At 59.3% G+C, this 25,013-nt stretch carries 29 protein-coding genes; 15 read left to right on the plus strand and 14 right to left on the minus strand.

Annotated elements, in window-relative coordinates; all coding sequences use genetic code 11:
* Positions 1-61: 61 nt before the first annotated feature.
* On the plus strand, positions 62-454 hold the full coding sequence (locus tag U5G49_RS08840; protein ID WP_193446853.1) for a hypothetical protein: 393 nt from the start codon (positions 62-64) through the stop codon (positions 452-454).
* Between the two features lie 195 nt (positions 455-649).
* On the opposite strand, the gene U5G49_RS08850 is transcribed toward U5G49_RS08840, so the two are convergent.
* Complete coding sequence (locus tag U5G49_RS08850) at positions 650-940, minus strand: DUF982 domain-containing protein (RefSeq protein ID WP_018241867.1); 291 nt, start codon at positions 938-940, stop codon at positions 650-652.
* A gap of 409 nt (positions 941-1,349) precedes the next feature.
* Here U5G49_RS08850 and U5G49_RS08855 point away from each other — a divergent pair, with 409 nt between their 5' ends.
* Positions 1,350-1,529 carry a hypothetical protein gene (locus U5G49_RS08855; protein ID WP_018241869.1) on the plus strand — a complete coding sequence of 60 codons (180 nt, stop codon included), beginning with the start codon at positions 1,350-1,352 and terminating at the stop codon, positions 1,527-1,529.
* 123 nt (positions 1,530-1,652) lie between these two features.
* Here U5G49_RS08855 and U5G49_RS08860 read toward each other — a convergent pair whose 3' ends face one another.
* Together U5G49_RS08860 and U5G49_RS08865 are read right to left on the minus strand one after the other, a co-directional pair.
* On the minus strand, positions 1,653-1,964 hold the full coding sequence (locus tag U5G49_RS08860) for a hypothetical protein (RefSeq protein ID WP_018241870.1): 312 nt from the start codon (positions 1,962-1,964) through the stop codon (positions 1,653-1,655).
* Positions 1,965-2,134: 170 nt separating this feature from the next.
* Entirely contained in the window at positions 2,135-2,584 is a 450-nt protein-coding gene (locus tag U5G49_RS08865) for a DUF3597 domain-containing protein (RefSeq protein WP_018445477.1), read from the minus strand.
* A gap of 398 nt (positions 2,585-2,982) precedes the next feature.
* Between U5G49_RS08865 and U5G49_RS08870 the strand changes: the two genes are divergently transcribed.
* Complete coding sequence (locus tag U5G49_RS08870) at positions 2,983-3,654, plus strand: hypothetical protein (protein ID WP_193446854.1); 672 nt, start codon at positions 2,983-2,985, stop codon at positions 3,652-3,654.
* A gap of 163 nt (positions 3,655-3,817) precedes the next feature.
* Here U5G49_RS08870 and U5G49_RS08875 read toward each other — a convergent pair whose 3' ends face one another.
* From U5G49_RS08875 to U5G49_RS08890, 4 genes are all read right to left on the minus strand, one after another.
* Positions 3,818-4,591 carry an amino acid ABC transporter ATP-binding protein gene (locus U5G49_RS08875; RefSeq protein WP_003559021.1) on the minus strand — a complete coding sequence of 258 codons (774 nt, stop codon included), beginning with the start codon at positions 4,589-4,591 and terminating at the stop codon, positions 3,818-3,820.
* Positions 4,592-4,625: 34 nt separating this feature from the next.
* Positions 4,626-5,780 carry an amino acid ABC transporter permease gene (locus U5G49_RS08880; protein WP_018241873.1) on the minus strand — a complete coding sequence of 385 codons (1,155 nt, stop codon included), beginning with the start codon at positions 5,778-5,780 and terminating at the stop codon, positions 4,626-4,628.
* A gap of 1 nt (position 5,781) precedes the next feature.
* A complete protein-coding gene (locus U5G49_RS08885; RefSeq protein ID WP_026230541.1) occupies positions 5,782-6,984 on the minus strand; it encodes an amino acid ABC transporter permease in 1,203 nt (400 codons plus the stop codon).
* 103 nt (positions 6,985-7,087) lie between these two features.
* Complete coding sequence (locus U5G49_RS08890) at positions 7,088-8,113, minus strand: amino acid ABC transporter substrate-binding protein (RefSeq protein ID WP_018241875.1); 1,026 nt, start codon at positions 8,111-8,113, stop codon at positions 7,088-7,090.
* Positions 8,114-8,475: 362 nt separating this feature from the next.
* Between U5G49_RS08890 and U5G49_RS08895 the strand changes: the two genes are divergently transcribed.
* On the plus strand, positions 8,476-9,666 hold the full coding sequence (locus U5G49_RS08895) for a cystathionine beta-lyase (protein WP_193446855.1): 1,191 nt from the start codon (positions 8,476-8,478) through the stop codon (positions 9,664-9,666).
* A gap of 31 nt (positions 9,667-9,697) precedes the next feature.
* Here the strand turns inward: U5G49_RS08895 and U5G49_RS08900 are convergent, their stop codons facing one another.
* Both U5G49_RS08900 and U5G49_RS08905 read right to left on the minus strand, forming a co-directional pair.
* Positions 9,698-10,852 (minus strand): FAD-dependent monooxygenase, encoded by a 1,155-nt coding sequence (locus tag U5G49_RS08900; RefSeq protein WP_193446856.1) that lies wholly within the window; start codon positions 10,850-10,852, stop codon positions 9,698-9,700.
* A 27-nt stretch (positions 10,853-10,879) separates the two neighbouring features.
* Entirely contained in the window at positions 10,880-11,125 is a 246-nt protein-coding gene (locus U5G49_RS08905; protein WP_018241878.1) for a zinc-finger domain-containing protein, read from the minus strand.
* A 158-nt stretch (positions 11,126-11,283) separates the two neighbouring features.
* Between U5G49_RS08905 and U5G49_RS08910 the strand changes: the two genes are divergently transcribed.
* From U5G49_RS08910 to clpA, 6 genes are all read left to right on the plus strand, one after another.
* Entirely contained in the window at positions 11,284-12,069 is a 786-nt protein-coding gene (locus tag U5G49_RS08910) for an alpha/beta fold hydrolase (protein WP_018241879.1), read from the plus strand.
* A gap of 128 nt (positions 12,070-12,197) precedes the next feature.
* Positions 12,198-13,031 (plus strand): serine O-acetyltransferase, encoded by an 834-nt coding sequence (cysE, locus tag U5G49_RS08915; protein WP_003539276.1) that lies wholly within the window; start codon positions 12,198-12,200, stop codon positions 13,029-13,031.
* A gap of 140 nt (positions 13,032-13,171) precedes the next feature.
* Positions 13,172-13,375, plus strand: a complete 204-nt coding sequence (locus U5G49_RS08920; protein WP_003539277.1) for a DUF3126 family protein — start codon at positions 13,172-13,174, stop codon at positions 13,373-13,375.
* Between the two features lie 274 nt (positions 13,376-13,649).
* Positions 13,650-14,021, plus strand: a complete 372-nt coding sequence (locus U5G49_RS08925; RefSeq protein ID WP_193446857.1) for a phasin family protein — start codon at positions 13,650-13,652, stop codon at positions 14,019-14,021.
* 277 nt (positions 14,022-14,298) lie between these two features.
* On the plus strand, positions 14,299-14,649 hold the full coding sequence (clpS, locus tag U5G49_RS08930) for an ATP-dependent Clp protease adapter ClpS (RefSeq protein ID WP_017988219.1): 351 nt from the start codon (positions 14,299-14,301) through the stop codon (positions 14,647-14,649).
* 10 nt (positions 14,650-14,659) lie between these two features.
* Positions 14,660-17,152 (plus strand): ATP-dependent Clp protease ATP-binding subunit ClpA, encoded by a 2,493-nt coding sequence (gene clpA, locus U5G49_RS08935; protein WP_193446858.1) that lies wholly within the window; start codon positions 14,660-14,662, stop codon positions 17,150-17,152.
* Between the two features lie 73 nt (positions 17,153-17,225).
* Here clpA and U5G49_RS08940 read toward each other — a convergent pair whose 3' ends face one another.
* The 4 genes from U5G49_RS08940 to U5G49_RS08955 form a co-directional block, all read right to left on the minus strand.
* Positions 17,226-17,657 (minus strand): HIT family protein, encoded by a 432-nt coding sequence (locus tag U5G49_RS08940; protein WP_193446867.1) that lies wholly within the window; start codon positions 17,655-17,657, stop codon positions 17,226-17,228.
* Positions 17,658-17,812: 155 nt separating this feature from the next.
* Positions 17,813-19,003 carry a GNAT family N-acetyltransferase gene (locus U5G49_RS08945; RefSeq protein WP_018445470.1) on the minus strand — a complete coding sequence of 397 codons (1,191 nt, stop codon included), beginning with the start codon at positions 19,001-19,003 and terminating at the stop codon, positions 17,813-17,815.
* A gap of 78 nt (positions 19,004-19,081) precedes the next feature.
* Positions 19,082-19,801: a glycerophosphodiester phosphodiesterase gene (locus U5G49_RS08950; RefSeq protein WP_018445469.1), complete on the minus strand. Its 720-nt coding sequence runs from the start codon at positions 19,799-19,801 to the stop codon at positions 19,082-19,084.
* Positions 19,798-20,268, minus strand: a complete 471-nt coding sequence (locus tag U5G49_RS08955; RefSeq protein WP_130716330.1) for a RidA family protein — start codon at positions 20,266-20,268, stop codon at positions 19,798-19,800. Before U5G49_RS08955 ends, U5G49_RS08950 begins: the two co-directional genes overlap by 4 nt.
* Before the next feature lie 136 nt (positions 20,269-20,404).
* Between U5G49_RS08955 and U5G49_RS08960 the strand changes: the two genes are divergently transcribed.
* Positions 20,405-21,241, plus strand: coding sequence for a cell envelope integrity EipB family protein (locus tag U5G49_RS08960; RefSeq protein ID WP_018241886.1), 837 nt, complete (start codon positions 20,405-20,407; stop codon positions 21,239-21,241).
* Positions 21,242-21,284: 43 nt separating this feature from the next.
* Here U5G49_RS08960 and U5G49_RS08965 read toward each other — a convergent pair whose 3' ends face one another.
* On the minus strand, positions 21,285-21,515 hold the full coding sequence (locus U5G49_RS08965; protein WP_131606832.1) for a hypothetical protein: 231 nt from the start codon (positions 21,513-21,515) through the stop codon (positions 21,285-21,287).
* A 101-nt stretch (positions 21,516-21,616) separates the two neighbouring features.
* Between U5G49_RS08965 and rpsB the strand changes: the two genes are divergently transcribed.
* From rpsB to frr, 4 genes are all read left to right on the plus strand, one after another.
* Positions 21,617-22,384 carry a 30S ribosomal protein S2 gene (gene rpsB / locus U5G49_RS08970; protein WP_003559062.1) on the plus strand — a complete coding sequence of 256 codons (768 nt, stop codon included), beginning with the start codon at positions 21,617-21,619 and terminating at the stop codon, positions 22,382-22,384.
* A 255-nt stretch (positions 22,385-22,639) separates the two neighbouring features.
* Positions 22,640-23,566 (plus strand): translation elongation factor Ts, encoded by a 927-nt coding sequence (gene tsf / locus U5G49_RS08975; protein WP_018241887.1) that lies wholly within the window; start codon positions 22,640-22,642, stop codon positions 23,564-23,566.
* Positions 23,567-23,662: 96 nt separating this feature from the next.
* Positions 23,663-24,385 carry a UMP kinase gene (gene pyrH, locus U5G49_RS08980; RefSeq protein ID WP_003539289.1) on the plus strand — a complete coding sequence of 241 codons (723 nt, stop codon included), beginning with the start codon at positions 23,663-23,665 and terminating at the stop codon, positions 24,383-24,385.
* Positions 24,386-24,436: 51 nt separating this feature from the next.
* A complete protein-coding gene (gene frr, locus U5G49_RS08985; protein WP_018241888.1) occupies positions 24,437-24,997 on the plus strand; it encodes a ribosome recycling factor in 561 nt (186 codons plus the stop codon).
* Positions 24,998-25,013 lie beyond the last annotated feature (16 nt).

The raw sequence follows: 25,013 nt of genomic DNA on the forward strand, positions 1-25,013 counted from the left end.
GGTGGGATGTCGTTTCGCCTGATGGGTTGTAATTTGGCCGTCAATCTTTAGGGGCCTAAACATGAGAAACATCCTTTCGAGCGTTGGTGCGGCGGCACTCTTGCTGTCGGCAGTGAACACCTATGCCGCCGATCTCCCGGCAGGGGCCAAGAAGGTCACGATGGAAGAGTTCAAAGCGTTTGCTGATGGCAAGCATGTAAAGGTGGAAATTCTCGATCTGGAAAAGCCCGTGACCGCTGATCTCGTATGGAGTTGGAAGGGCACCATTACCGGTAAGGCGGATGTCGGCGGCAAAATGATCGACGTGAAAACGAAACTCACGTTCAGGGGCGATAAAGCTTGTTCCAACGGTAAAGGCGAAAAGCCAAATTGCCACTTTATCTATATAGACGGCGATAAATTCTATGAAGTTCGAGATGACATGAAAGTCCATGCAATCTCGACTGTCGGGTGAGGTTGGGGATCTCTCCGCTCACTGCCGCGGCTCAATCTGGGAGGGCTCATAGAACCCGGTGCTAGCCCGCACTTCCCCCAGCCCTTATACGCGGCAAGCTGCAGCTTTCCGTCATCCGTCCAAGCGGTGTATTCGGCTTCGGCGATCAGCGTCGGCTGCGCGCCCATTGCGTGTTGCCGGATCCAGGCAGTGATCTCAGTGAACGACCGAGAGGTAGCGGATGCCGGCTTCATCAGCCGCTCTCATCAGCGCTTCCCGCGCAGCGTTTGGAGGCGTGGTGCCGCGGATGGCGTCGAGGCATGTCCTCACTGCCACGACATACTCCTCGCCATCATCCCCAGGCCATTCGGAAATGAGCATGGTGGCTGCGTCGCCGAGGGTCCTGACGACGCTGTATTTATCTTGGCCGCTCATGAGGATCCTCAGTGCGGGAAACTGATGCGATGTGTACCGATTCATGACATTTGGTCCTTGCATCATAAACATATTAGTAACTCTGCAAGAAGCGTTCCAACTGGAGCTGCGGCATGATCATCCCACGGATGGTTCCACAAAAACAGTCGGCAATGCCTCTCCCGGCAGAAGCCGGGAACTTGTTTTAAACACATTGCCGTCCTATTGATTCTTCTATCGAAATTGCTTGTCGAGCTTGGTTTGCGCCCCGGCGTCCCAGCTGATCTTTCCTTTCAAAATCGATTTCTGCGCCGTCCGGCAGCCGCCGGAGGGTGATTGTCATGCCGGTTGAGGGGGAATCGTCATGAACGCAGGCAATTCTTTGATCGACGCAAGCCTCGGCCAAACACCCATCGTCGCTGCCTCATATGCCTTCGGTCTTTGACCGCGGATGTCAGTGGCGACATTCCGGCTGGGTTTTCCAGCCATTGAGGAGATTTTCATGAGCAAGACCAATGCAGAGGCACTGTTGCGCAAAGCGCAGCGCCAGGTTGCCAATACCAGCGGCGGTGGCCATCTCGGCGGCACCAACTTCGGTCAGGGCAACGACGCCAAGACCTCGTCCGGAAGCGGCAATCGCCCGGCAGGCAAGGGTCGTCCACCAACTGGCGGCAAACGCTGACGACAGCGCCGCGCGTCTTTCCGATTTAAGGAGTTATGCAGAGGTCGCAGCATCTCGATTGAAGACATCCCCGCCAAAGTGGCGGGGTTTTTGTTTGATGGGTCCTGAAGGGCCAGTCTCTTATCAGCGATCCAGGAAATGATCGAAGTAGACCTGGGGGATAGGGTACGCGTAGACGCCTCTGTCGACGAAGCTGTACCTATAGAGGCAACTTCTGAGAGCCGCATTGTAATGCAGGCTTCGCGGGTCCGGAGAGCCTCGTCGCCATGAGCTTGCCTCCGGCACGCAGCGTTGAAGCGCTTTATCGTATCGAGCCAGGAGCGCCGGGTCGGTATCGACCCGAATGCCGCTGTAGGAATGATAGTTTGAAGGAGATTCTGCGGCCGATATACAGCCGAGGCTAAGTGCAAGACCAACGACTACCATCAATCTCATCGGCTTTAATTCCCCCTGATCGATTATCGAAGTATCGAGCGGAACATTATTCGTTCCAGTTCCTGCGGGCAAGGGGACTTCCCGGCCTCCGGTCTGATCGGCCGTGACCTCGGCGGAACAGCAATCGGATAGTTGCCGCCACAGACATGGCGGCAGCTATCCGTCATCGATCAATCCAGGAGATCGGCAGGTACCTTGCCGCCATTTTCCGAAAGCCGCTTCATCAGCGCCTTGTGCAGCCACATATTCATTTTTGCGGAATCGTTGTTGTCGCCCGTATAGCCGAGTTCAGCGGCAAGTTCCTTGCGCTCGGTCAGGCTTGCATCCATCCCGACGGCTTTCATCAGGTCCACGATCGAGCGGCGCCAATCGAGCTTCTGGCCGCTCTTCTTCACTGCCGCGTCAAGGATCGGGACGATATCGACTGTGCCTGTGCCTGGAGCAGTGGCCGTGGTGGCCGGCTTGCTCTGCGGGGCAGGGGCCGCAGGCGTCGGACTGGGCGCTGCCGACGGTGAGGCAGGCGCTTGCGCCGGCTCTGTCTTCGGCGCGCCGGCAGCAACGGGTTCGGCTGCTTTCGCCTCTCCGAAAATTGCATGTTTGATCTTGTCGAAAATGCCCATTCTAAACCTCCAGTTCCATCAGATGAGAACAAGCTGAAACATGGACTTCCCGCCTGATATATCCAGACGGAAGGGGAGTTATTTTTAGCAATCTAAATCTGAGGTGGAAAAGTCAATTCGGGGGAAGGGTGTATTCGATCTGCACGAAACGCCGCAAATGGATCAATCACGGCCCATGGTATTGCGAACTGAGATTTGCTTGCTGGCTTCTAAGTTTCCTGGCGCAATGAGGAGGAAATACTCTGTCGGCTCTCCAGCCGCTGCGATATATGTTTTCTTTTGGCACAGTCTGTCAGATAATTCGTATTTCAATAACCGTGAAACATCATCGCACGCTACCGAACCGACTTGCCGCGCCGTCTCGTGAAACATTCGTCATCCCTTCACGTTGCCTTGCCATGGACGTCCTGGAGTTGCAGGCGTCCGATCGATCGAAGGCACGCGCGTTCCTCGATTTTCGACTGCCGGGCAGATCGTCCGGCAGAATGGAAACGGAGGAAAACATGACCCGTAATCACAATAGACTATCCTTTGCAGTGCTCGCATCCAGCTGCGCCCTCCTTGTCATGCCGGCAAGCGATGCGCGTGCGCTCGATGTTGGTGTGTCGGTGAATGCCGGCAATGCTGTCAGCGCCGATGTCGGCGCGTCACTCGGCGGCGGGAGTGGCATCAGCGCTGATGCCAATGCTTCCGTTGGCGACTCGACCGGCGTCAATGCCGATGCGACCGCCAATGCTGGCGGCGGCCGGGGCATCAATGCCGATGTCAATGCACGCGTCGGCGGTTCTAGCGGGATCGATGCCAAGGCCACGGCCTCGGTTGGCACGGGTAATGGGGTCGATGCCAATCTCGCCATCGGCCGGGTGGATGAAGCTGGCGGCAGCAATACCACGGCTGCGCCCGGCAGCACGCTCAGCGCGTCGCGGGCACGTACCCTGGAGGCCTTCCGCAGCATGCCTGTCAATGACCAACGCAAGATGCTCGTCCGTTGCGCCGACATCTCCGCCTCCGGCGGTGATTCCGGCCTTGCCGGTCTCTGCAGTCTGCTGCAGGCGACCGCCTCCCGGTGAACATACAAAACCCGCCGAGCCAGCGGCTCGGCGGGTCCTTTTCAAAGGATGATTCGATCTAAAGCATGTCGCGCAAAACTATGCAGCAGTTTTTGCGACAACGACATGCGTAAAAACAAAGACCTAAAGCGCGAAGAGCGAATCTGAAAGATCGCGATGCGCTTTAGTGCAGGATCTGGCTGAGGAACAGCTTGGTGCGTTCGTGCTGCGGGTTATCGAAGAAGGCGGCCGGTTCGTTCTGTTCGACGATTTGACCCTGGTCCATGAAGATAACCCGGTTGGCGACCTGGCGGGCAAAGCCCATTTCATGCGTTACGCAGAGCATGGTCATGCCTTCTTCGGCAAGCCCCACCATGGTGTCGAGCACTTCCTTGATCATTTCGGGATCGAGTGCGGAGGTCGGCTCATCGAACAGCATGATCTTCGGGTTCATGCACAGCGACCGGGCGATCGCCACGCGCTGTTGCTGGCCGCCGGAAAGCTGTCCCGGATACTTGTTGGCCTGCTCCGGAATCTTGACCCGCTTCAGAAAATGCATGGCCACTTCTTCGGCCTGCTTCTTCGGCATCTTGCGCACCCAGATCGGCGCCAGTGTGCAGTTTTCGAGGATCGTCAGATGCGGGAAGAGGTTGAAGTGCTGGAACACCATGCCGACTTCGCGCCGCACCTCGTCGATCTTTTTCAGGTCGTTGGTGAGCTCGGTGCCGTCGACGATGATGCGACCCTTCTGATGCTCTTCCAGGCGGTTGATGCAGCGGATCATCGTCGACTTGCCCGAGCCCGACGGGCCGGCAATGACGATCCGCTCGCCGCGCATGACCTTCAGGTTGATGTCGCGCAGCACGTGGAAATCGCCGTACCACTTGTTCATGTTGACGATCTCGACCGCCACTTCCGTCGCGGAAACGGTGAGCTTTTTCGCTGGAGCTTCAGCCATGATATTTTCCCTCATTCTTATCGTTTTAGCGTTCTTATCGTTTGTGGCCGGTATCGAGATGGCGTTCCATGAAGCCTGAATAGCGCGACATGCCGAAGCAGAACAGCCAGAAGATAAAGCCCGCGAAGATCAGACCCGTGATCGGTGTGACGGCGCTTGCCCAGTTGGCATCGGAGAAGTTCAGCTTGACGATGCCAAGCAGATCGAACATGCCGATGATGGTGACCAGCGACGTGTCCTTGAAGGTTCCGATGAAGGTGTTCACGATGCTCGGGATGACCAACTTGATGGCCTGCGGCATGATGATCAGCCGGGTCTTTTGCCAATAGCCGAGGCCAAGCGAATCGGCGCCTTCGAATTGTCCCTTCGGGATCGCCTGAAGGCCGCCGCGGATCACTTCCGCCATATAGGCCGAGGTGAAGATCGACACACCGATCAGCGCCCGAAGCAGTTTGTCCACGTTCCAGCCTGTGGGAAGGAAGAGCGGCAGCATGACACTTGCCATGAACAGGACGGTGATCAGCGGGACGCCTCGAATGACCTCGATGAAGGTAACGCAGAGCATCCGGATGACGGGCATCTTCGAGCGGCGCCCCAGCGCAAGCAGAATGCCGCAGGGTAAGGAGACGGCAATACCGACAAAGGACAGGACGAGCGTCACCATCAACCCGCCCCAGAGCGGAGTGTCCACCACTTCGAGGCCGAAGCCGCCATGAAGAAGCCAGAAGGCGAGGACCGGCAGGACGGCGAACAGAAGAATGGCGTTCAGGCCCTTGCGCGGCGCCGAAGGGATCAGCATCGGAACCAGCAGAACAATGAACAGGATCCCGACGATCGCCGGTCTCCAACGCTCATCCAGCGGATAGCGGCCGAATATAAACTGATCGTACTTGGCGCTGACGAAGGCCCAGCATGCACCACTCCAGCCGTCAGGCTGGACGCCGCCCTGGATCGTCGTCGCGCAGAATGTGCGGTCCGGCCCGGACCATACGGCCTGGATGAACAGCCAGTTGACGAGATGCGGCACGGCCCACGCGATGAGCGCAAGAGCCAGGATTGTCAGGATCACGTCCTTCGGGGTTGCCAGGAGATTGCGGCGTATCCAGGCGACGGCTCCCCTCTCGCCGGGGGGCGGTGGTTCGGCGGCAAGGATGGACGTTCTGACGAAGGGTTTATCGGCGACCGACATCTTATCTCTCCACCAGTGCCATCTTGGCATTGAACCAATTCATGAACAGCGACGTGAGAATGCTCAAGCTGAGATAGACGATACCCCAGATGCAGACGATCTCGATCGCTTGACCGCTCTGATTGAGGATCGTGCCACCGACGGCAACGAGATCCGAGAAACCGATCGCGATGGCGAGTGAGGAGTTCTTGGTCAGGTTCAGGTACTGGCTCGTCAGCGGCGGGATGATGATGCGCAGCGCCTGCGGCACCACGACAAGTCTCGTCACGCTCGACGGATGCAGCCCCAGCGCGCCGGCTGCCTCGGATTGTCCCTTTGGAACGCCGCGAATGCCGCCGCGAACGATCTCGGCGATGAACGAGGCGGTATAGAAGGACAGAGCGAGAAACAGCGACATGAATTCGGGACCGACGACGGAGCCGCCCGTGAGGTTGAATTTTCCGGCAACCGGAACGTCGAAGGTGAGCGGAAAGCCGGAGACGACGAAGACCAGCAATGGCAGGCCGACGATCAGTGCGATCGACGTCCATACCGTGTGGAACGGCTGGCCGGTTGCGGCTTGGCGTTTGTGGGCCCAGCGCGCGATGATGATGGTGGCGACAATCGCAATCACCAGGGCGATGCCGACCGCTATCATACCTGTCTCGAAGATCGGCTTCGGGAAGGCCAGTCCTCTGTTGTTGAGGAACATGCTGAACGGCAGACCCACCGACTCGCGCGGCTGCGGCAAAACGGAGAGAACGCCGAGATACCAGAAAAAGATGACGAGCAGCGGCGGAATGTTGCGGAAAACCTCGACATAGACCGTGCAGAGCTTGGCAATCAGCCAATTGTGCGACAGCCGGCCGATCCCGATCAGGAAGCCGATGATGGTCGCCGTGAAGATACCGGTCACCGCCACCAGCAAGGTATTCAGAATGCCGACGACAAGTGCGCGCGCATAAGTCGAGTCACTCGAAAAGCTGATGAGCGACTGGCCGATTTCGAAACCGGCGCGACCGCGAAGAAAGCCGAAACCCGATGCCGTATTGCTGCGGGCAAGGTTCACGGCCGTGTTGTGGGCCACCCACCACACAATGCCCACGAGAATAACGATTGTTAGAACCTGGAAAAATATGCTCCGGTATTTCGGGTCGTACATTGCCGACCGGAAACTCCAGCCGGTGCCATGCAAAGGTGTCGTATCCACAGCCCCATGCGTCATGCCGCGCCAATCCCCTTGTGCCCGTTTTCGGGCTTTCTTTTTGCTTTTTGGAAGATGGGAGGGCGGCTCGGCCGCCTTCCCGGGATTTCATGCCAAAGCTCGATTAACGAACCGGCGGTGCGTACTGGATGCCGCCCTTGCTCCAGAGAGCATTCAAGCCGCGTGCGATCTTGAGCGGGCTGCCCTGGCCGATGTTGCGCTCGAAGATTTCGCCATAATTGCCGACGCCCTTGATGACGTTGGCGGCCCAATCATTGGTCAGGCCGAGATCGGTGCCAATCTTGGTGTCGGTCTCGCTGCCGAGGAAGCGCTTGATGTCCGGATTCGGCGAATTCTTCATCTCGTCGACATTTGCCTGGGTGATGCCGAACTCTTCGGCATTGATCAGCGCATAAGCCGTCCAGGAAACGATATCGAACCACTGATCATCACCCTGACGGACGGCCGGGCCAAGCGGCTCCTTGGAGATGATCTCAGGAAGGATAACGTGTTCGTCGGGATTCTTCAGCGTCAGACGCAACGAATAGAGACCGGATTGGTCGGTCGTGTAAACGTCGCAACGACCAGCGTCGTAAGCCGCGTTGACCTCAGGAAGATTTTCGAAGACGACCGGATTGTACTGCAGATTGTTCGTCTTGAAGTAATCAGCGAGGTTCAATTCGGTGGTCGTGCCCGACTGTACGCAGACTGCGGCGCCGGAGAGTTCGAGAGCCGACTTCACGTTCAGGCTCTTGCGTACCATGAAGCCCTGACCGTCATAATAGGTGACAGGACGGAAGTTGAAGCCGAGTGCGGTGTCGCGGTTGATCGTCCAGGTGGTGTTACGCGAGAGAACGTCGATTTCACCGGACTGCAGAGCGGTGAAGCGTTCCTTCGCGTTTGTCGGCGTGTACTTGACCTTGGTGGGGTCGCCGAACACGGCCGAAGCGACGGCCTTGCAGAAGTCGACGTCGAAGCCGGCCCAATTGCCGGAAGCGTCAGGTGCGGCAAAGCCGGTAAGGCCGGTATTGACGCCGCACTGAACGAAACCCTTTGCCTTGACATCTGTGAGTGTCGTGGCCGAAGCAGCCGAAGCGCCAAGAGCGAAAACTGCTGCGCCGATCGTTGCGGACAGAAGCTTGTTCTTCATTTTTCCCAACCTTTTCCGTTGTCTTGTATTTTCTTGTGGGAAGTTCCAGCGGAAAAACTCTGCCGCCTCCCCATTTTCTCGACACCCTCCCGGCGCGAGTTGTTCTATCACAGTCGCAAATGTCACCATGGTCAAGTGTCGCGGTCAATAATTGCGGCAAATTTCAGCATTTTGGTAGATTGCGCTGCGTTCGTGGGCACTTGGCTATGAAATAGGCGCCTGATTGCGGAAAAATAACGCGAAAATCGTGGCTTCCACCGCTTCGCTACGTCGCCGGCGATCAACTCCCAGGGGTTGACCTGATATGGCGGGGCGTCCAAAAGTCCGGGTTTGCGTCTCCGTCGCCAAAGGCTATTCCCGACATGAAAGACAAAGACAGCTTGCTGCAGAATGCCGGCATCAACACCCGCCTGACCCATATCGGCAACGACCCTTTCGACTATCACGGCTTCATCAATCCGCCGGTCGTGCATGCCTCGACGGTGTTGTTTCCGAATGCGCGGGCGATGGAGACGCGCACGCAGAAATACACCTACGGAACGCGCGGCACACCGACGACGGATGCGCTCTGCGAGGCGATCGACGCACTCGAAGGCTCGGCCGGTACGATCCTCGTGCCCTCGGGCCTTGCGGCCGTCACCATTCCGTTTCTGGGTTTCGTCGCTGCCGGCGATCATGCGCTGGTGGTCGATTCGGTCTATGGCCCGACGCGCCATTTCTGCGATACGATGCTGAAGCGCCTCGGTGTCGAGGTGGAATATTACGACCCGGCGGTCGGCGCCGGCATCGAGGCGTTGTTCCGGCCGAATACGAAACTCGTTCACACCGAGGCGCCCGGCTCCAACACCTTCGAGATGCAGGATATTCCGGCGATCTCGGCGGTTGCGCACCGTCACGGCGCCGTCGTCATGATGGACAATACCTGGGCGACGCCGCTCTATTTCAGGCCGCTCGATCACGGCGTCGACATCTCGATCCATGCATCGACGAAATATCCGTCCGGCCATTCCGATATTCTGCTCGGAACGGTTTCGGCCAATGCCCAGCACTGGGAGCGGCTGAAGGAATCGAACGGTGTGCTCGGCATCTGCGGCGCACCCGATGATGCCTATCAGATCCTGCGTGGATTGCGCACCATGGGCCTCCGCCTCGAGCGGCACTATGAAAGCGCGCTTGATATCGCAGAATGGCTGGAGGGCAGGGAGGACGTCGCCCGCGTGCTGCATCCGGCCCTGCCGAGTTTCCCCTCGCACCATCTCTGGAAGCGGGATTTCAAAGGCGCCAGCGGCATCTTTTCGTTCGTGCTAGCCGCCGACGGCCCCGAAAAGTCCAGAGCAAAGGCGCACGCCTTCCTCGACGCTCTCAGGATTTTCGGTCTTGGCTATTCCTGGGGCGGCTATGAAAGCCTCGCTTTGCACGCCTATCTCAACGATCGCAAGGTCGCCAAGGCGCCGACGGACGGTCCGGTCATTCGGCTGCAAATCGGCATCGAGGACGTGGTCGACCTCAAGGCCGATATCGAACGGGGTTTTGCCGCGGCAAGCGCGGTTTGACCGGACACGCTTTGTCGTGGCTGGCAGCGCCTCACGGCAGATCGACAGCCCTATAGCCGTAGATCCAGTCGAGATCTGCCGCCAGGCTTAGCGGTGGCTTGAGGCCGAGCACGAGATCGCGGCCGATCCGGATCGGCCCTTTCGCATGATAGGCAAACCGGTTGAAGGCGCCGCGCTGGCGAAGCTTGGCGATGCGGGGCGCGCGATGTCTTTCGAACTGCGCCAGCGCTTCCGCCGCGGAGCGGTTCGAAAGAAACGCAGCGAGTTCATAGGCGTCTTCGATCGCCATCGCCGCTCCCTGGGCGGCAAAAGGCATCATCGCATGCGCGGCGTCGCCGATCAGAACCGTCTTGCGGCCATCCTGCCAGGAGCCTGTCGTGGTTTCGAACAGCGGCCAGAACGTCAGCTTCCGGTTTTTTTCGAGCAGCGAGACGATCGCGGCATTCCAGCCGGAAAGGCGCGCCCGCAGCTGCGTCCGCTGTTCTTCCGTCGGCTCGCTTTGCCAGGCCTGCGGCGCAATATTGCCGGCGGTGATCGCCACCATGTTGAAGCTGCCGGTCTCCCTTAGCGGATAGCAGACGAGATGCGCCGAACCGCCGAGAAAAGCCGAAACGCTTGCCCGGTCGAGGAAGCCGGGCGCCTCAGTTTCGGCAATCGTAAAACGGTAGGCGATATTGCCGGAAAAGCGCGGCGAGGGGCTGCCCGGAATGGATTGCCGAAGCTTTGACCAGACGCCGTCCGCGCCGATCACAACATCGGCCGCGCGCTCGAAAGACGGTAGGGTCGAATTTATCCGCACGCCGAGGTGAAGCCGGCAGAGCGGATCGGCGCTAACCGCAGCCAAAAGGACTTTCTGCAATGTGGTGCGATGCAAGACGCCATAGGGAGCGCCCCAGCGTTCCCGCGCGAATTTGCCGGCCGGCACCGCCGCGAGCTGGCGCAGCGATCCGCCCGATATCAGCCGGATTGCGTCGGGCTCTAGCCAGACCTTTGACAGTCTTTCAAGGATACCGAGTTCGGCAAGGATGCGCGAAGCGTTTGGCGAAACCTGTAATCCGGCGCCGACGTCGGTGAGTTCGCCCGCCTGCTCGAAGATCTCCGAACTTATGCCCCGGCGCGAAAGCGCAAGGGCAACTGTCAGCCCTGATATCCCGGCGCCGATGATGGCGGCATGTTCGACCGGCATTGTCCGTCCGATCCGGATCTGGACCGACTACGCCGCCTTCACGTGGAAAACGCAGCCGGCCGGATTGGTCTGGCTAGGCTTGAGCGTGGAATTGAAGCGATAGAGCGTCGAGCAGTAGGAACAGACCTTCTCATTGTCGTCGCCCATGTCGATGAAGATATGCGGATGATCGAAGGGAGCCGATGCGCCGGTGCACATGAATTCCTTGACACCGACTTCGATAACGCGGTGACCGCCGTCGTTCTGGAAGTGGGGAATGTTGTGGCCGGCCATGTCGCTCTCCGAATGCTTTGAAATGTGCGCGAACCTTATAAGCCTTCGCCGCAAATGTGTAGAGCCAAACCGCCGCGCCGGGCACAGTTTTTAGCCGCAGTTTTTGGCTTCACGATGAAAGGCCGCTCGACTATGTTCGCGCCAAAAAGGAAGGCCCGATGAACCTGAATACACCCGCATTTTCAAGCTTCACCCATGATGGATTGCAGCTCGCTTTCTTTGATGAGGGCGATCCGGCCGGTGTGCCGGTGTTGTTGATCCACGGCTTTGCCTCGACTGCAAACGTCAACTGGGTCCATCCGGGCTGGCTGAAGACGCTCGGCGATGCCGGCTACCGGGTGATCGCCATGGACAATCGCGGCCACGGGGCAAGCGACAAGCCGCACCATGCCGAAGCCTATCGTCCATGGGTCATGGCCAGCGATGCGATCGCCTTGCTGGATCATCTGGGCATCCCAGAAGCCAATGTCATGGGCTATTCGATGGGCGCGCGCATTTCCGTATTTGCCGCACTTGCCAATCCGCATCGCGTCCGTTCGCTGGTTCTTGGTGGCCTCGGCATCGGCATGACCGATGGTGTCGGTGACTGGGACCCGATCGCCGATGCGCTGCTGGCGCCCTCGCTGGACGCGGTGACCCATGCCCGCGGCCGCATGTTCCGCGCCTTCGCCGAGCAGACGAAGAGCGACCGGGTCGCTCTTGCCGATTGCATCCGCGGTTCGCGCGATCTCGTCGCCCGTTCTGATATGGCCAAGCTCGACATGCCGACGCTGATCGGCGTCGGCACCAAGGATGATATCGCCGGCTCGCCGCAGGAATTGGCGGCGCTGATGCAGAATGCCGAAGCGCTCGATATTCCGGGCCGCGATCATATGCTCGCCGTCGGTGACAGGGTTTTCAAGCAGGCGGTGCTGGCCTTCTATGCAAGGGTCGCCCATCGCTAACAACATCGTGATGCCGAAAAACCATGCTAAAAAACCATGGCGACGGCACCCATTTATGTTATTGGCGTTTTCCTCTATATATTGGCATTCCGAAAACGGCATTCCGGCTGGCAGCGAGGAGAGCGGCGATGGTCGCAAAGACTGACATTCGTGCTTTTGACACAGGCCATCCGCTGAAGGTGATGGATCCCATCTGGGACAGCCTGCGTGAGGAAGCCCGTCTCGCCGCCGAACGGGACCCGGTTCTCGCTGCCTTCCTCTATTCTACGGTGATCAACTACCATTCGCTCGAGGAATGCGTCATCCACCGCATCTGCGAACGTCTCGATCACCCCGACATGCAGGCGAACCTGCTGCGCCAGACCTTCGAGGAAATGCTCCTCGACTGGCCTGACTGGAGCTCCATCCTGCGCGTCGATATCCAGGCGATCTATGACCGCGATCCCGCATGCCTGCGCTTCATGGAGGCGGTGCTTTATTTCAAGGGCTTCCATGCGCTGCAAACACATCGTCTGGCCCATTGGCTTCTGAACCGCGGCCGGCGTGATTTTGCGCTCTATCTGCAAAGCCGTTCCTCCAGCGTCTTCCAGACCGACATCAATCCGGCCGCCCGTATCGGCAAGGGCATCTTCCTCGACCACGCCACCGGCCTCGTCGTTGGCGAGACGGCGGTCATCGGCGACAACGTCTCGATCCTGCACGGCGTCACACTCGGCGGTACCGGCAAGGAGGGCGCCGACCGCCATCCGAAGATCGGCTCCGGCGTGATGATCGGCGCCGGTGCCAAGATCCTCGGCAATATCGAGATCGGCTATTGCTCGCGCGTCGCCGCCGGCTCCGTCGTCTTGAAGGCGGTGCCGCCCAAAAAGACAGTCGCGGGTGTGCCGGCCAAGGTCGTTGGTGAGGCCGGTTGTTCTGAGCCGTCGCGCAATATGGACCAGGTGATCGGCGCCGATATCTGAGCGCCCGTTGGAAACAAGGATAGGAAAAGTCGGCGGGATCCGAGCGGGGAGAGCCATGAGCAAACGGCAACCTTGCCTTTACACCGCTGCATTTCCTGTGCAAGAAGCGGCCAATCAAGACCGCTTACGGAGATGACAGAGTGAAGCCAGAAGAAATCAAGAAGCTCGACGCCTATTTCAAGCGCATGTTCAATCCGCAGATGATCGTCAAGGCGCGTCCACGCAAGGATGATTCTGCGGAAGTCTATCTCGGCGAAGAATTTCTGGGTGTCGTCTATATCGATGACGAGGACGGCGACCGCTCCTACAACTTCTCGATGGCGATCCTCGACGTCGATCTCTGATCGCGCTCGAAAGCTTCAAAAGGACCGAACGGCGCGATCCGTTCGGTCCTTTTTTCGTTTTTTCGATTCGGAGCGAGAATTTTTTAAAAACTTCCGGTTGTGGCATTCTGATATATTTTAGCAAAATCAGTTAAAGACGTACGTGCCCCGGCGCGCGGGCTTTGTTATATAATTGTAATGCAACTCATGGATGTTTTGCGGCGCACAAGACTACTTGACTATTTGTGCATTGCAGCTACCCTGCCGCCATCAACAGCCCAACGGAGGATGGCTCATGTTCAACTTTGAAGACGCCAACAAGAAGAGCAAGGAAGCCGTCGACACGGCCCTGAAAAGCTATTCCGACACGACCAAGGGCTTTCAGGCAATCGCCGCAGAAGCCACTGAATATTCGAAGAAATCCTTTCAGGACGCGGTGACGCATTTCGAAACGCTGGCCGGCGTCAAGAGCTTTGAGGCTGCCTTCGAGTTGCAGACGAGCTACGTCAAGGCGTATTTTGAAGGCTTCGTCTCCGAGACGACGAAGCTCGGTGAGATGTATGCCGATCTCGCCAAATCAGCCTACAAGCCCTATGAAGCGCCGATCGCCGCTGCCGTCGTCAAGACCGCCAAGTCGGTGTCGGCGGCGACGCCTGCTGCTGCATGAACTGATTTCAAAAGGCGCAACCTGCGCTACATATTGAAAAAAGAAGACCGGCTACGCATCTGTAGCCGGTCTTTTTGTTTCCACTTTCGCTGCAGCGCCCGCATGGGATCGGCCGGGGACTTTTTTGGTCTTTCCCGTGCATGCCGGCCATTTCTTGATTGCAGTGTCTGACAGGGGGCTTAAAATCAGCCTATTATGAACTAAGTTAGTGTTTCAGATATTCGGCGGGAAAAGCACCCTCCCATGCTCCGCTGGATTGCTTGAGGAATAAATGACAATGATCGCAAAGCCGATCCGGATGCAGAACGACAGCGAAAGGAACGGGGACAACGCAAATCGAACCTCGGTCATCACGCGCACCAAGCCGAAGACCAAGAAGCCCAATCTTTATCGTGTGCTGCTTTTGAATGACGACTACACTCCCATGGAATTCGTCATCCATATTCTGGAGCGTTTTTTTCAGAAGGATCGTGAAAGTGCCACCCGCATCATGCTCCATGTCCATAACCACGGCGTCGGCGAATGCGGAATATTCACATACGAGGTAGCGGAAACGAAGGTCAGCCAGGTGATGGACTTCGCCCGGCAGCACCAGCATCCGCTGCAATGCGTCATGGAAAAGAAGTGAGGATCTGAACGTGCCAACATTTTCGCCTAGTTTAGAGAAGGCGCTCCATCAGGCACTGACCTTTGCCAACGAGCGGCACCACGAATATGCGACGCTCGAGCATCTGCTGCTTGCCCTGATCGACGATGCCGATGCGGCCGCGGTCATGGGTGCCTGCAATGTCGATCTCGACGCGCTGCGCAAGACGCTCGTCGAATATGTCGATAACGAACTTTCCAACCTGATCACCGGTTATGACGAGGATTCGAAGCCGACCTCCGGCTTCCAGCGCGTCATCCAGCGTGCCGTTATCCACGTGCAATCGTCCGGTCGCGAAGAGGTGACCGGCGCCAACGTGCTCGTCGCGATCTTCGCCGAGCGCGAGAGCCACGCCGCTTATTTCCTGCAGGAGCAGGAGATGACCCGCTACGATGCCGTCAACTACATCTCCCACGGCATCGGCAAGCGCCCGGGCGTTTCCGAAGCGCGTCCCCCGCGCGGCGCCGAGGACGAAGCCGAAAGCAGCAAGCCGACGGCGCGCGGCGGCGAGGAAGAGGGCGGCCCCAAGAAGCAGCAGGATGCGCTCAAGGCCTATTGCGTCAATCTCAACGAGAAGGCCAAGGGCGGTAAGATCGATCCGCTGATCGGCCGTCACGCCGAGGTGAGCCGCACGATCCAGATCCTGTGCCGCCGTTCGAAGAACAATCCGCTCTATGTCGGTGATCCCGGCGTCGGCAAGACGGCGATCGCCGAAGGCCTTGCCAAGCGCATCGTCGAAGGCAAGGTCCCGGAAGCGCTCGCCGATGCGACGATCTTCTCGCTCGACATGGGCACGCTTCTGGCCGGCACGCGCTACCGCGGCGATTTCGAGGAGCGCTTGAAGCAGGTCGTCAAGGAACTGGAAGAATATCCGGGCGCTGTGCTCTTCATCGACGAGATCCACACGGTGATCGGCGCCGGCGCCACCTCGGGCGGCGCAATGGATGCGTCGAACCTCCTGAAGCCGGCCCTGTCATCGGGCGCGATTCGCTGCATCGGTTCGACCACCTACAAGGAATACCGCCAGTTCTTCGAGAAGGACCGGGCACTGGTCCGTCGTTTCCAGAAGATCGACGTCAGCGAGCCGTCGATCGATGATGCGATCGAGATCATGAAGGGCTTGAAGCCCTATTTCGAAGAATATCACCATCTGCGTTATTCGAACGACGCCATCAAGTCGGCCGTCGAACTGTCGGCCCGCTACATCTCCGACCGCAAGCTGCCCGACAAGGCGATCGACGTGATCGACGAAACCGGTGCGGCCCAGATGCTGCTGCCGCCGTCCAAGCGCCGCAAGCTGATCACCGAAAAGGAGATCGAGGCGACGGTCGCCACGATGGCGCGCATTCCGCCAAAGACCGTCTCCAAGGACGACGAGGCCGTGCTCGCCAATCTCGAGCAGGAACTGCGTTCGGTGGTCTACGGCCAGGATATCGCCATCGAAGCCCTTTCGACCTCGATAAAGCTGGCGCGTGCCGGTCTTCGCGAGCCGAACAAGCCGATCGGCGCCTATGTCTTCTCCGGTCCGACCGGCGTCGGCAAGACCGAGGTGGCAAAGCAGCTGGCATCGTCGCTCGGCGTCGAACTCCTGCGCTTCGACATGTCGGAATATATGGAGCGGCACACGGTTTCGCGTCTGCTCGGGGCGCCTCCCGGCTATGTCGGCTTCGACCAGGGCGGCCTTCTCACAGATGGCGTCGATCAGCACCCGCATTGCGTGGTCCTGCTCGACGAAATCGAGAAGGCGCATCCCGACATCTACAATATCCTGCTGCAAGTCATGGACCACGGCACGCTGACCGACCATAACGGCAAGAAGATCGACTTCCGCAACGTCATCCTGATCATGACGACCAATGCGGGTGCGTCCGAAATGGCCAAGGCGGCGATCGGCTTCGGTTCGTCCAAGCGCACCGGCGAGGACGAGGAGGCGCTCACCCGCCTGTTCACGCCGGAATTCCGCAACCGTCTCGACGCGATCATTCCTTTCGCGGCGTTGCCGACGGCCGTCATCCATAAGGTCGTGCAGAAGTTCATCATGCAGCTGGAGGCCCAGCTTTCCGAAAGGAACGTCACCTTCGACCTGCATGAGGATGCGATCGCCTGGCTGGCGGAAAAGGGTTACGACGAGAAGATGGGCGCCCGCCCGCTTGCTCGCGTCATTCAGGATACGATCAAGAAGCCGCTCGCCAACGAAATCCTCTTCGGCAAGCTGAAGAAGGGCGGCGTCGTCAACGTCACCGTCGGCCCGAAGGAAGATGGCAAGCCCGGCATCGTGCTGGAAGCCATTTCGGAAACGGCGCCGATCAAGCCGAAGCCCGAAGCCGAGGTCGTGCATCCCGAAGGCGATGATGGGGATGACGGCGAGCTGAAGACGAAGGCGGCCCGCAAGACCCGCGCCAAAGCAGTGCCGCAGGTTGAGCCTGAGGTCCGCGACGCCCCGAAGAAGGGAAGCGCGGTTCCGAAGGTTCCACGCAAGAAGTAAGATACCGTCACCGAATTGGAAAAGGCCGCGTTCTCAGCGGCCTTTTTCGTTTTTCAGGCATCGCAGGGACCGGTTACCCCAGCGCTGCCCTAATCTTTTCGGCATTGGCGGCAAGCACGGCACCGTCCTCCATCTTGCCGGAATGCGGCTTGAGAGCCACGCCCTCATGCCTTGGGATGACGTGGAAATGCAGATGGAACACCGTTTGACCGGCCGCCGGTTCGTTGAACTGGGCGATGAACACGCCATCGGCGTCGAAGACGTCCTTGACCGCATTGGCGACCTTCTGGACGACGGTAATCGCATGGGTGAGGGTGGCTGGATCGGCATCTAGGAGATTGCGGGACGGCGCCTTGGGAAGGACGAGCACATGGCCCGGCGCCTGCGGCATCACATCCATGAAGGCGATAGTATGCTCGTCCTCGTAAACCCGGTGCGAGGGGATTTCTCCGCGGAGGATCTTGGCGAAGATGTTGTTGTCGTCATAAGCGGCCGGGCTGGTCATCACGAAATCTCCTCGTTTTTCACAGCGCCGTGCGTCTTTTCAAACGCGCCACGGACGCTGTAGCACTTTGAATTGCTGCATAGTTTTATCCTTAAATCGATTCCGATTTAAGGAATATGCGTCGTTGAGCGGGTAGCGCGGCCGGTGCGGCGGCGTCAATCCTCCTGCAGACGTTCGCCCTTGCGGAAAGGACTGTGCTCGGTCAGCAATTCGCTCATCTGTTCGACATCGGCGCGCTCGCGCGCGAGATAGTCGCCGATCGCCCGGCGAAGGCCGGCATGAGCGACATAATGGGCGGAATGCGTCGTCACCGGCAGATAGCCGCGGGCGAGCTTGTGTTCGCCTTGCGCTCCGGCCTCGACCCTTTTCAACCCTTTCGAAAGGGCGAAGTCGATCGCCTGGTGATAGCAGACCTCGAAATGCAGGAAGGGATGGTCCTCGATGCAGCCCCAGTGACGGCCGTAGAGTGTATCGCCGCCGATGAAGTTGATCGCGCCGGCGATATAGCGCCCGTCGCGCTTGGCCATGACGAGCAGGATGTCGTCGGCCATGCGCTCGCCAATCAGCGAGTAGAACTTACGGGTGAGGTAGGGCCGGCCCCACTTGCGCCCGCCAGTATCCATATAGAATTTGAAGAACTGGTCCCAGATGCGTTCCGTCAGGTCGCGGCCGGTCAGCCAGTCGATGCTGATACCGTTTTCGAGGGCGGCGCGGCGCTCCTTGCGCAACGCCTTGCGTTTGCGCGAGGCAAGCGTTTCGAGAAATTCCTCGTGATTGGCATAGCCGTCATTGATGAAATGGAACTGCTGGTCGGTGCGGTGCAGATAGCCGTCCATCTCGAAGACGCCGATCTCTTCGTCCGGCACGAAGGTGATGTGGGCCGAGGAGATGCCGAGCCGCCGCACCACCTCCTTCAGGCTTTCGGCGATCGCACTCTGGATCGGCAATCGCTGCAGCCCCTCGGCGACAAGAAGACGCGGGCCTGTCGCCGGCGTGAACGGGATCGAGCACTGAAGTTTGGGATAATAACGCCCGCCGGCCCGTTCGAAGGCGTCGGCCCAGCCATGGTCGAAGACATATTCGCCCTGGCTGTGGTTCTTGAGATAGCCGGGCAGGGCACCGATCAACTCGCCGCGATCGGTCTCGAGCAGCAGATGGTGGCCGAGCCATCCCGTCTCTGCGTCGGCCGAGCCGGATTCCTCCAGCGATGATAGAAAAGCGTGTGAAACGAAAGGGTTGTAGGCAATCGTAGCGCAGGTCTTCGACGCTCCGGAAAGCTTGGCCCAGCTCTCCGGGGAAATCGCGGTGAAGGAGCGTTCGACGCGAATGGATAGTTCATCAGTCATCGGACAAATGCGAAGCCTGTGGGAGGATGGTTTCGGCTCTGTCTCAGTCTGCGCATGATCTTGGCCAAAAAGCGAGCGTCAAGCAGCCACACGCGGATCGAAGCCTTCGAATGTCATCTGGTCTGCGTTTGCGAATGTAAGCCGGCGCGCCGCTTCGTCACGCACCGTCCAGGTGATGACAGGAATGCCCTTTTCGCGTTCGCTGGTGATAAAGGCGTTCGGCAGATCGCCATAATGATAGGAGATGAAATCGAGACCGATCTCCATCGCCTTCGCATGCGTCTTGAACGCCTCCGGCGTGTTGCCGTCGGCCGTCAGCCCGAGCGGGTAAGGTGCGCCAAGCGCCTTCAGATCGCGCAGCAGCCAGTGGTCAAAACTCATCAGCGCCACCTTGCCCTCATAGCCTTCGAGCACCTCGAGCACGGCTTCGGCGAAACCTTCGTCATCGGCCTCCCGCCCCTTGAGCTCTAGCACCAGCGGCACCTTGCCCTTGACGAGATCGAGGAGCTGGCGCAGCGTCGGCACCTTGTCGCTGGTGCCGCCGATGGCGATCAGTCCGAGTTCCCGGGAGGTGCGCTCGCGGATGTCGCCGTGGAGGTTGCATAGGCGCTGCAGGTCCTCGTCATGAAAGATGACCGGTACGCCGTCGGAGGCGTAGTGCAGGTCGCATTCGATAGCAAACCCCGCTTCGACGGCGCGCGAGAAGGCGGAAAGCGTGTTTTCCCAGACATGCGTGTTGAGATCGTGATAGCCGCGATGGGCGACCGGCAGGTCCCTGATCCAGGCAACATTGGTCATTCTGCGATTTCCATGATAGCGTCTATCTCGACGGCGGCATTCAGCGGCAAGGCCGCCATGCCGACAGCGGCACGCGCATGTTTGCCGGCTTCGCCAAGCACGCCGGCAATCAGGTTCGAAGCGCCGTTGATGACGAGATGCTGCTCGACGAACTCGGGCGCCGAGGCGACGAAGCCGTTCAGCTTGATGACGCGCCGGATACGGCCGAGATCGCCGCCAAGTGCCGCCTTTGCCTGGGCAAGGATGTTGATGGCGCAGAGTTCTGCGCCGCGCTGGCCCGTTGCAACGTCGACGGTCTTGCCGAGATGGCCCGAGACAGTGACCTTGCCGCCTTCGAGCGGCAGCTGGCCGGAGATGTAGAGAAGATTGCCGCTGATCACATAGGGAACGTAATTTGCAGCAGGTGCTGCGGCTTGGGGCAGGGTTATCCCCATCTCAATCAGGCGCGCTGCAATTTCATCGGACATTTTCGTCTCCGCTTTTGTTGTCAATTCTTCAAAAATTATGCATCAAGACTAGAATCTTTAATATGACAGTTTCGAGCCTCGATTTGGCCGAAAGCGTTCTTATAACATCGCGACCGAGTCCAACAGGAGTTAATGAATGTTCCGATCGAGTCTTGTCGCTCTGCTTCTCGCCAGCGTTTCCGCCAATGCATGGGCGGCTGCGCCCGCGGTTAGCGCTGCGATCGCGACCGGCCTCGTCGCACATCGCGCCGTCTACGATCTGGAACTGAAGGACGCCTCGGACCGCTCTGGCATCGCCGGCATGTATGGTCGCATGGTCTATGAGTTCGACGGCAGCTATTGCCAGGGCTTCACCACCAATTTCCGCTTCGTGACACAGATCGACACCGGCGACAGCGTGCGTGTCAGCGACCAGCAGACGAAGACCTTCGAGAACCTGAAGGACGGCAAGTTCACCTTCGACACCAAATCCTTCACCGACGAGCAGCTCGACAAGGAGGTCAACGGGGCGGCGCAGGACCAGCCGGATGGTGTCAAGGTCGATCTCAAGCAGCCGGCGAACCGTGAACTGCAGCTTGCTGAAAGCCGTTTTCCCACTGAACATATGCTCGATGTGATCCAGCATGCCAAGGACGGCAAGCGCTTCTTCGAGGCGCGCGTCTTCGATGGTTCCGACGACGGCGACAAGTCGCTGGCGACGACGACGATCGTCGGCAAGCAGGAGACGCCGATCGCCGAGGAAGCCGATGCCGGCAATGCCGGCGCCTTCTCGAAGACGGCCTTCTGGCCGGTGACGATCGCCTATTTCAACGAGAATGCGAAATCCGATGCTTTGCCGGTCTACCGCATGTCCTTCAAGCTCTATGAGAACGGCATCACCCGCGACCTGACGATGGATTACGGCGATTTCGTCCTGACCGGCAAGCTCGCCAAGCTGGAGCTGCTCGACCGCAAGGCCGAGGTTTGCAAGTAGGCGACGAGCTCTCGCCTGTCATAAAACTGTATCATAAAATTCACTATGGTTCGGCGATCAGCGATGACTGAGTCGCCGTCTGTCGTCCTGCTTTTCGGGTCGGTGCGATCCTGCTGCCGGCCGAGGTCGATGCCATCCTGCCGATGCCGGATGCAGGCGTCATGCTGTCGCTGCTGCCGACGCTGGCAAGCTGAGCCGCCAGGTTTTTTCGGCATAAGTCTTGCTTTTGTGCCAAATCGAATGTATGGGCACCGGCATTCCACACGTAAGGCATGGGATCGTCCGGGAGAAATCCGGGCTGTTCCGCCCGGTGGCATCCTCGAAGAGGGTGCTGTTCGCCTTGCGGAGGTTCAACCGGAAAAGGAGTAACAAGGCATGGCATTGCCTGATTTTTCTATGCGCCAGCTTCTTGAAGCAGGCGTCCACTTCGGCCACCAGACGCATCGCTGGAACCCGAAGATGAAGCCGTACATCTTCGGCGATCGCAACAACATTCACATCATCGATCTGGCCCAGACCGTTCCGATGCTGTCGCGCGCCCTTCAGGTCGTCAGCGACACCGTTGCCCGCGGCGGCCGCGTTCTCTTCGTCGGCACCAAGCGCCAGGCGTCTGAGATCATTGCCGACAGCGCCAAGCGCTCGGCCCAGTACTACGTCAACTCGCGCTGGCTCGGCGGCATGATGACGAACTGGAAGACGATCTCCAACTCGATCCAGCGCCTGCGCAAGCTCGACGAGATCCTGAACGGCGAAGCCCAGGGCTTCACCAAGAAGGAACGCCTGAACCTCGAGCGCGAGCGTGAAAAGCTCGACAAGGCCCTCGGCGGTATCCGCGATATGGGCGGCACGCCTGACCTGATGTTCATCATCGACACCAACAAGGAAAAGATCGCGATCGACGAAGCCAAGCGCCTCGGCATCCCGGTTGTCGCTATCATCGATTCGAACTGCGATCCGGACCTGATCGACTATCCGATCCCGGGTAACGACGACGCATCGCGCGCGATCGCTCTTTACTGCGAGCTGATCTCCCGCGCTGCCATCGACGGCATCGCCCGTCAGCAGGGCTCTTCCGGCCGCGATCTCGGCGCATCCTCCGAACTTCCGGTCGAACCGGCTCTCGAGGAAGCAGCCGAAGGCTGATGAAAGCGGGCGGATCGAAAGATCCGCCAAAGCTTACAGAGACAGGGCTTGCAGAGACTGGGAAAGGCCGCTCGCGACTCATCGAAGTTCGGCGGCCTTGCCTGTTTCAGGGCGAAGGCATCAGGCTCTTCGCCAGAGAAGTTTCGTTATGGCGCGTCTTCATCACGCTGTCATACATACAGGTACATTTCGTGCCTCAATCCGGTGCTGAGCCGCGCTTTACGGCCCACCGTATGAACCGACAAGAGGAAGCTAATGAGCGAGATTACGGCTGCAATGGTGAAGGAACTGCGCGAAAAGACCGGCGCAGGCATGATGGACTGCAAGAAGGCTCTTGCTGAAACCGGTGGCGACATGGAAGCGGCGATCGACTGGCTGCGCGCCAAGGGCATCGCCAAGGCCGACAAGAAGTCCGGCCGCACCGCTGCCGAAGGCCTCATCGGCGTTTCGAGCCAGGGCACCAAGGCCGTCGTCGTCGAAGTCAATTCCGAAACCGACTTCGTCGCCCGTAACGATGCCTTCCAGGAACTCGTCCGCGGCATCGCCAAGGTCGCCGTCTCGACCGACGGCACGGTCGACGCCGTTGCCGCTGCGACCTACCCGGCATCCGGCAAGTCCGTTTCCGACACGATCAAGGATGCGATCGCCACGATCGGCGAGAACATGAACCTGCGCCGTTCGACCGCTCTCTCGGTCGAGGACGGCGTCGTCGCCACTTATATCCACAATGCTGTTTCCGACGGCCTCGGCAAGCTCGGCGTTCTCGTGGCGCTGAAGTCGACCGGCGACAAGGAAGCCCTGAACGCCATCGGCCGTCAGGTCGCCATGCACATCGCGGCGACGGCGCCGCTGGCGATCCGCCCGGAAGAAGTCGATGCCGCCGTCGCCGAGCGCGAGCGCAACGTCTTCATCGAGCAGTCGCGCGCTTCCGGCAAGCCTGACAACATCATCGAAAAGATGGTCGAAGGCCGCATGCGCAAGTTCTTCGAGGAAGTCGCTCTTCTCTCGCAGGCTTTCGTCATCAATCCGGACCTGACGGTTGCTGCCGCCATCAAGGAAGCTGAAAAGGCCGTCGGCGCGCCGATCGAAGTTGCCGGCATGGCCCGTCTGCTGCTCGGCGAAGGCGTCGAGAAGGAAGAAACCGACTTCGCGGCCGAAGTTGCGGCTGCCGTCAAGGGTTGATCTTCCAGTCATAATTGGGAAAACACGAAGGGCATCGCGTGACAACGCGGTGCCCTTCGTGTATCGGGCGTTCACGGCAATTTACGAGGAGCCAAGATGTCTTTAGAGCCTGTCTATAAACGCGTTCTACTCAAGGCTTCCGGCGAAGCGCTCATGGGTGGCCAGGGTTTCGGGATCGATGTGACGGTGGCGGACCGCATTGCATCCGACATAGCCGAGGCACGGCATATGGGCGTGGAAGTCGGCGTCGTCGTCGGTGGCGGCAATATCTTCCGCGGTGTCGCGGTTGCGTCCAAGGGCGGCGACCGGGTCACCGGCGACCACATGGGCATGCTCGGCACCATCATCAACGCGCTGGCGCTGGCGACCTCGCTGCGCAAGCTGAACATCGATACGGTGGTGCTTTCGGCCATCTCCATGCCCGAGATCTGCGAGAGCTTTTCGCAGCGCGCAACCCTTTATCATCTGTCGATGGGACGCGTGGTGATCTTTGCCGGTGGCACCGGCAACCCCTTCTTCACCACCGATTCCGCCGCAGCACTTCGCGCCGCCGAAATGGGCGCGGAAGCGATCTTCAAGGGCACGCAGGTGGACGGCATCTACACCGCCGACCCGAAGAAATACCCCGATGCGACTCGCCTCGACCGCTTGACGCACCAGGAAGTGCTGGACAGGGGGCTTGCGGTGATGGACGTTGCCGCCGTGGCGCTCGCCAGGGAAAATTCCATTCCGATCATCGTCTTCTCGATCCACGAGAAGGGTGGTTTTGCTGAAATCTTGACGGGCGGTGGCCTCAAGACCATCGTCTCCGACAACTGATAAAGCTGCGCCGCGGTTTCGGCGCAGCCCTCGCCAGACGGGAGCATCGACATGAGTGAAGGTATCGATATCAAGGAACTGAAGCGCCGCATGGACGGCGCCATTTCCGCATTTAAGAGCGACATCGCATCGCTGCGCACCGGCCGTGCTTCGGCCAACATCCTCGACCCGGTGACGATCGAGGCCTATGGTTCCCGCATGCCGCTGAACCAGGTCGCCAACATCACCGTGCCCGAGCCGCGTATGCTGTCGGTTTCCGTCTGGGACAAATCGATGGTCAGTGCTGTCGAGCGCGGCATCCGCGAATCCAATCTCGGCCTCAACCCGATCGTCGACGGCCAGAACCTGCGCATTCCGCTGCCGGAACTGAACGAGGAGCGCCGCAAATCGCTCGTCAAGGTGGCGCACGACTATGCCGAAAAGAGCAAGGTGGCGATTCGCCATGTCCGCCGCGACGGCATGGACGGCTTGAAGAAAGCCGAAAAGGACGGCGTCATCGGCCAGGACGAGAGCCGCGCGCAGTCGGAACGTGTACAGAAGATGACGGACGAGACGATTTCCGAAATCGACCGCTTGCTTGGCGAGAAGGAAAAGGAAATCATGCAGGTCTAGTGGATCTGTGCCTTTG

It is taken from the genome of Rhizobium indigoferae, assembly GCF_034554815.1.
Classification (GTDB): domain Bacteria; phylum Pseudomonadota; class Alphaproteobacteria; order Rhizobiales; family Rhizobiaceae; genus Rhizobium; species Rhizobium leguminosarum.